General features: G+C 35.1%; 6 protein-coding genes and 1 pseudogene. 1 reads left to right on the top strand and 6 read right to left on the bottom strand.

The window, feature by feature from the left end:
- Positions 1 to 214 (top strand): annotated as a pseudogene (locus tag GZ996_RS05900) (IS5/IS1182 family transposase); the annotation flags it as partial.
- A gap of 155 nt (positions 215 to 369) precedes the next feature.
- On the opposite strand, the gene GZ996_RS05895 reads toward GZ996_RS05900, so the two are convergent.
- The 6 genes from GZ996_RS05895 to pepV all read right to left on the bottom strand — a co-directional run bounded on the left by GZ996_RS05895 (position 370) and on the right by pepV (position 6252).
- Positions 370 to 2112 carry a DUF2075 domain-containing protein gene (locus GZ996_RS05895; RefSeq protein WP_443255851.1) on the bottom strand — a complete coding sequence of 581 codons (1743 nt, stop codon included), beginning with the start codon at positions 2110 to 2112 and terminating at the stop codon, positions 370 to 372.
- Positions 2113 to 2124: 12 nt separating this feature from the next.
- Complete coding sequence (locus GZ996_RS05890; RefSeq protein ID WP_162011573.1) at positions 2125 to 2451, bottom strand: nucleotide pyrophosphohydrolase; 327 nt, start codon at positions 2449 to 2451, stop codon at positions 2125 to 2127.
- A 226-nt stretch (positions 2452 to 2677) separates the two neighbouring features.
- Entirely contained in the window at positions 2678 to 3472 is a 795-nt protein-coding gene (locus GZ996_RS05885) for a HEPN domain-containing protein (protein WP_162011572.1), read from the bottom strand.
- Between the two features lie 171 nt (positions 3473 to 3643).
- Positions 3644 to 4069, bottom strand: a complete 426-nt coding sequence (locus GZ996_RS05880) for a hypothetical protein (protein ID WP_162011571.1) — start codon at positions 4067 to 4069, stop codon at positions 3644 to 3646.
- A gap of 184 nt (positions 4070 to 4253) precedes the next feature.
- Positions 4254 to 4841, bottom strand: coding sequence for a uracil-DNA glycosylase family protein (locus GZ996_RS05875; RefSeq protein WP_162011570.1), 588 nt, complete (start codon positions 4839 to 4841; stop codon positions 4254 to 4256).
- A 55-nt stretch (positions 4842 to 4896) separates the two neighbouring features.
- Positions 4897 to 6252: a dipeptidase PepV gene (gene pepV / locus GZ996_RS05870; protein WP_443255850.1), complete on the bottom strand. Its 1356-nt coding sequence runs from the start codon at positions 6250 to 6252 to the stop codon at positions 4897 to 4899.
- Positions 6253 to 6282 lie beyond the last annotated feature (30 nt).

The following is a 6282-nucleotide window of genomic DNA, read 5'->3' as shown; positions in this document are numbered from 1 at the left end:
TGGTGTGCGAAGAGTTCATGTAAGAGGCAATCAAGCTGTCCAAACGGAAGTTGGCTTCCTCTTTATGAGTATGAATCTCACAAAATTGGCCAAGAATCTAGGCTCAAAAACTTCAAATACTCAAAAAACACACAGCGATTCTTTCATCTTGATTGTTTTCGAGACGGAAATCACTGTGTGGTTTTATTTTGAAGCTAGTTTTTGCCCAGCCTCTTTTAAAGGCCAAAAAACACCAGATGATGGTCTGGTGTCACATGTCTATAAGGTCAAATCCTTCAAAAAGGCGTCTAATTCAGCCTGCGCTTCTGGTGTGGTACCCTTGAGCTGGTGAAGGAGGTCTGTCAGCTGGGCTGACTTGGTTTGAAGAGTTTATTCAATGGCATGTTTCAGTGCTTTTTGAAGCTCCTCATCAACGGCGTATATATACAATCCATTCACACCCCTCGTTAATAACACATTTAATTCATTTTGCAGTAACTCTTCAGCAAAGTTTTTCATCTCGCCATTCTCTAATTTTCGATTTTGAACTGCATTTTTATTTTTACTTTGACTAGGATCAAAAATGATTTTTCCATCTCGGTATTTCACTGATGGTCCAATAATAACGCCCACATAATTTAAGTCAAACCCTTGAACGGTAAACGTTGAGCCAACTTCATTGATTGTTTGCGACTGTTCAATCCATGAGACTTTTGAATCTTTTCGATTTTTAGGGAGTTCTCTGTTCCATGGACAAGACCAATCCCCTATTTTTACTTCCCAATATTGACAATCATTTGGTTTGGACTGGCTACTGTATTCCCAGTCGTATGTGGCAACTAATCTAGAAATTCCAAATCTTTGATTTCTATTTTTTTCTCTAATGGCTTGTTGCAATTCTAATGGTGTATCAAAAATCTTAATGTCATAATCTTGATCATATTTTAAGTCAGTTATCACACATTTATCAATTATGTTTCGAATCCATTCGAAGGTATCAGGCGATGATTTTATTCTCATCTGGTTGTTGAGTTTTATAAGGTTACCTTTGAGACTTGCGTCAAGTCGTAAATTTGACAGTTCGTTATCCGTCCATACTTGACTTTTGGACATAATTTGCTTTTTATCATAGACTAGAACTACAACTTTAGATTTACTAAGCAAGTCTTTTAAATGATTTCCGCCTTGGTAAGCTTGATTTTTAGAAGTTAATAGTAAATGTCCTTCATCAACAATGACAATTCCAGCATCTAAATTATGTTTCTTTAAAGAATTTAAAAACTGTGTTGGTTTCAAAGAAACATTAATACTACTTCCACTCTGCCAAGCAAGTTTCTTTTCTATCTCTTGATAGACACTAAGTTGATCATCATGATTGACTAAAATGTTAATCAAATTATGATCTCTAATCATCTTGGTATCATCAGAATTTAAAAGATCATCGACTAAAGAACTCATAAGAACAGTTTTTCCTGCACCAGCTTCTCCTTCAACTAAAATCAGAGTCCCAGTTTCTCCCTTACTAACGGCTGACGCTATATTTAAAATGATTTTATCTTTTGCTTGAATTTGCTCTTTGGTTAGTTTATGGAATGGAGAAGCTTTGAAAATTGCTGAATTTCTTATGAAACTTTCAGCAGGAAAAAGGTATTCGTTTTTTCTGTTTAGTTCTCGCCAAATTTTTGAGAAAATTTGATCCAATTCTTCTGATGTGTAGTATGAATTTTGAGGATTTCCCCGTCTATTCTGTACATTTAAAACATTATCAACGCTTGCTAGATAAAGCATTAATCTATTTTCAATATCAAGTGTTAACGATTTATTAAAATGATTATGCCCGATAACAAACATTTTAGAAGAAAGGGACTCTTCAAATTCTCTCCAATCTTTCCTATTTCCTTTTCTAACATCAACGCTTAAATGTTGCGCTGTTCGTCTAACAATATCTGTAGTTTCACCAACATAAACATTAAATTTATTTTTATTTTGATTATTAACAATATAAACAGTTGGATAATCAAATAAATATTTAGATTCATTCCCAGAAGTCAGTGAATTTTTTAATTCAATCAATGAGTCTGAGTTATAATCAACCTCTTTTATTATTGGTTTTGATATAGTGCTCAATTTGATTCTCCTGTTTGGTTACAATTCTGTATATTTATTTAAATTTCCTTTTGCTTTATCAATTGGATATTTTTTCTCATTCTTAACTAACTTCTCTAGGATAATATCATTGATATCAAGATTGAGATTATCAGCCATCATGTAACTGTAAATGAGTACATCTGCTAGTTCTTCTTTGATTTGTTCAAGTGATGATTGTACGACTTTATCACTTGACTTCCATTGAAATAATTCTAGAAGTTCTGAAGCTTCCAAAGAAATCGAGATTGCTAAATCTTTCTCATTATGAAATTGACGCCAATCACGATTGTCTCTAAACTCGTTGATTTGTTTTATTACATTCATATTCCTAAAATCCTAATCTTTTTAATTTATTATACCATGACAAAATCAATGAACAAATATTAGCTTTTTTATTACTTGTCACTACAAAGTAATTCATAAAATTTATTCTTAGTAATTTTTTATGTAAGAACTCAAATTCCATAGCTTAATGTTCACATTGTAAATGTGCCTATTAATTCTTACACTAATTTTAATAATTAACTCTAAAATCGAATTATTTCATTACCTAGACTACATTAGGAGATTGATAACTATAAGGTTTAATTACTGATTGATAGATTCTTTTCTGAAGAATGGCTGAGCTAATAATCTCATCAGAAATACCAATAGCATTCCTCATATAATATTCCGTAATGAGATTTAGAATTTTACTTGCATAAAACCTTTCTTCTGGATTAAATGTATTATTATTTCTATCAATACTTCCATGAGCATGATAATTTCTAGTTGCAACACATTTTGAAGCAAATCTACTTATTGAATCCTTATTTTTTAGAACAGGATTATCTTTTAATATTATTTTATTACGCAGATTTTTAGGTAAATCTTTACACAATTCTTTCAGTTTACATACAAAGGATTTATAATCTATACTTTCCAAAGCAGTCTCAAATAATTTTCTATCATTACTATCTGTAATCATCTCATCTAACAAACCTAGAACTTGATTTCTAAAGTTTAATACTTCATTAGAAAGATTTCTTCTACCATCTAAATTCAATCTGGTAACTTCTTCGACAGAAGATATGGGATCAAAATATTGCGTCTCAACCAAATTATTATATTTTAGATTAGCCATCAGATTAATTATGACTGCTTCATAAACTGAATAGTTAGCAAAATATGAATTTAAAATACTACTAAAATTTTTCACTAAATCTTGGTAATTATAAGATGTAATTACTTTTGGTACATTTCTTCTCTCTTTAGCTTGATAAAAATAAATTCTCCCCATATGCTTCATTTGATTTCCAACTAAATCAAATGTACTTGAATCAAATCGAAAAAAACTGATAGGCATATACACACTTGTTAGAATGGACAAAAAATTTTAAAGTTTAACAATATCACTCTTTATGTCTAAAATTGGTTTAACTGTTTTGTATTTTATTACATAGTTTGGTTTTATTTGTGTACTCCTTTCAAATCCATCCGTCGCAGACTGACTCGATTTACTCCTTTCAGAAACTCATTATTTTAGTTCTGCACCTAAATAATGAATGTAAAATGTTTCCTCCTCTTCTTTGAATTTTTGCACTAAAGAACTCAAATATTCAAATGAAAAATACGCTTTTGAAAGATTTATATCTTCCAAGCTACTATAAGGCATAGAATCGCATATCATATATTCAACTCTATACTTAGTAATACTAATAGTAATATCACTCTCTGAGTATCCACATTGTCTTAAATGAAATAGTGATATGACATCTTGGTTATTTATCCCAATTAAATGATCTAATTTAACGTCTAACTCATCATTACTAATTGGTAATTCTAAGAATATACCATCTATAGCATGATAGATTTTACCTAATATTTCTTGTTCATCATTAATTGAGAAAAATCCTCTAATTTCAAAATCTAATGCATTTTTTTGTTTTTCAATTCTAAACATACTAATGATACTTTCATTATTTTACTTATTGATTTCACCAATTAAGCTTTCTGCTAATTGTTTGAAAAAATCATTATCTTTGACTCATGCCTGCGGTCAATGAGTTGTTGTTCAATCGCTAATTCACCTGTGTATGTCATCCTGCATTCCTAATCTTAAATAGATACTTCCATTATACCATCGTTCAGCCATTTCCCAAAATCTCTGCCACACGATTCCGAAGTTCTGGGAGAACGGTTTCTTTGAACCAGGGATTTTTCTTCTGCCAGATATTATTTCTTGGGGATGGATGTACTAGGGGAAAATAGCGGGGCAGGAAATCTTGAAAATGCCTTACTGTATCGGTAAGTTTGGCTGATTTTGGTTGGTTTAGGTAATACTGCTGCGCGTACTTGCCAATGAGAATGACCAGCTCGACTTCAGGCATAAGATCAAACATCGGCGCATGCCATTTTTCTGCAAAGCCCTGTCGTGGTGGAAGGTCACCCGACTTACCTGTGCCTGGGAAATAGAAATCCATAGGCACAACTGCAATCAAGCCTGAGTTGTAAAACATTTCTCTATCAATCCCTAGCCACTCTCTTAGATTGTCCCCAGAGGGGTCGTTAAAGTACATGCCAGTCGCCTCCGCACGACTACCTGGTGCTTGTCCGACAATGACAATCTTTGCGGTCTTTGGTGCCGCTACCAGAGGTATAATTCCTCTTTCTGTAAAGGTTTGATTGTTAGGATCAGCCATAATGGCTGAGATAATATCTTCTAGTGTTTTCATTGTATCCTTCCGTTGAGTACGAAAAAAGGTCGTAACGACCTTTTTATCTTTAATATTACTTAATCAACTCATAAATTGCTTCGGCGTAGATTGCTGCTGAGCGGTAAATGTTTGTCAATGGCATGTATTCGTTAGCTTGGTGCATGGTGTTTTCATCTCCTGGGAATTCTGCACCAAAGGCTACACCACGTTTCAAGAGACGTCCAAATGTTCCGCCACCGATGACTTGTTCGTAACCTTCTAAGCCTGTTTGTTTTTCATAAACAGAAAGGAGTGTTTGAACGAGTTCATCTTCCATTGGCACATAGTGTGGTGTGTGCTCATGCTCAGAAAGGCTAACTGATGCCACCCCTTCGATTTCTTCCAGTTTCGCTTTGATGGTTTCTTTATCTGTTCCTTTTGGATAACGGAAGTTGAGGGCAATTGTATTGTCTTCGCTAGACTTATCAAATGAGAAGACACCTGCGTTCATGCTAAGGGCACCCATTTTGTCATCTGTATGGGCTACGCCAAGTTTTTCACCAGCAAAGTCTTCATGAAGGATTTCTCCAGCTACTTCAAGATAAGCTTTTGCGCCACCTTCAAAGTCATACACACTCAAGAAACGTGCCAAGTGAGTTGCACCGTTGACACCCGCTTCTGGTGTTGACCCATGAGCTGATTTTCCGTAAATAGTTACAGACAATCGACCATCTGCTTCAACGACTTCACCGCGCAAGCCTTCAGCTTCAATGTAGGCAGCAAGAGCAGTTTCAACATCATCTTTTGCTAATCCTGAGACAACTGCTGTGGCAGATTCTGGAACCATATTTTCACGCAAACCACCTGCAAAGCTTTCAAGCACTGCTTCACCAGCATTAGCACCTGTGAAATGAAGGTACTCTGTGATGTTTCCTTTTTCACCATTGATGATTGGGAATTCAGCGTCAGGCGAGAATCCAAAGTCTGGGTCTTTCAAACCATTGTGGGCAAAGTAGTAATCCATGTCGCCCCATCCAGACTCTTCGTCTGTACCAACGACAAAGCGCACTTTTTTAGAGGTTGGCAAACCAAGTTCTTTGATGATTTTCAAGCCATAGTAACATGCCATTGTTGGCCCCTTGTCATCTGATGACCCACGCGCATAGAGTTTGCCATCTTTGATCACTGGTTTATATGGGTCAGTATCCCAACCACTACCTGCTGGCACTACGTCAAGGTGACCAAAGATACCGAGAACTTCTTCGCCCTCACCAAATTCAAAATCACCAGCGTAGTTGTCAATATTTCGTGTTTTGTAACCGTCACGTTCTGCAATTTCCAAGAATTTTTCCAATGCCTTAACAGGCCCAGGTCCAAATGGATGATCCGCGTCAGCCTTGCTGTCATCACGCTCAGAATTGATTTCCAAAAGGCTAACCAAATCTGCCATCAAATCGTCTTTACGTTTTTCAACTTCTGC

Origin of the sequence: Streptococcus sp. S784/96/1, from assembly GCF_902729355.1 — a bacterium.
In the GTDB taxonomy this organism is placed as follows: Bacteria; Bacillota; Bacilli; order Lactobacillales; family Streptococcaceae; genus Streptococcus; species Streptococcus caledonicus.
Note: the sequence above shows the minus strand (reverse complement) of the source record. Positions and strands in the feature narration are given on the sequence as shown.

Excerpts from the sequence above, each read along its gene's own strand:
- GZ996_RS05890 (WP_162011573.1), bottom strand. The coding sequence starts at position 2,451 with ATGAATGTAATAAAACAAATCAACGAGTTTAGAGACAATCGTGATTGG.
- GZ996_RS05885 (WP_162011572.1), bottom strand. The coding sequence starts at position 3,472 with ATGCCTATCAGTTTTTTTCGATTTGATTCAAGTACATTTGATTTAGTT.
- GZ996_RS05880 (WP_162011571.1), bottom strand. The coding sequence starts at position 4,069 with ATGTTTAGAATTGAAAAACAAAAAAATGCATTAGATTTTGAAATTAGA.
- GZ996_RS05875 (WP_162011570.1), bottom strand. The coding sequence starts at position 4,841 with ATGAAAACACTAGAAGATATTATCTCAGCCATTATGGCTGATCCTAAC.
- pepV (WP_443255850.1), bottom strand. The coding sequence starts at position 6,252 with ATGGCAGATTTGGTTAGCCTTTTGGAAATCAATTCTGAGCGTGATGAC.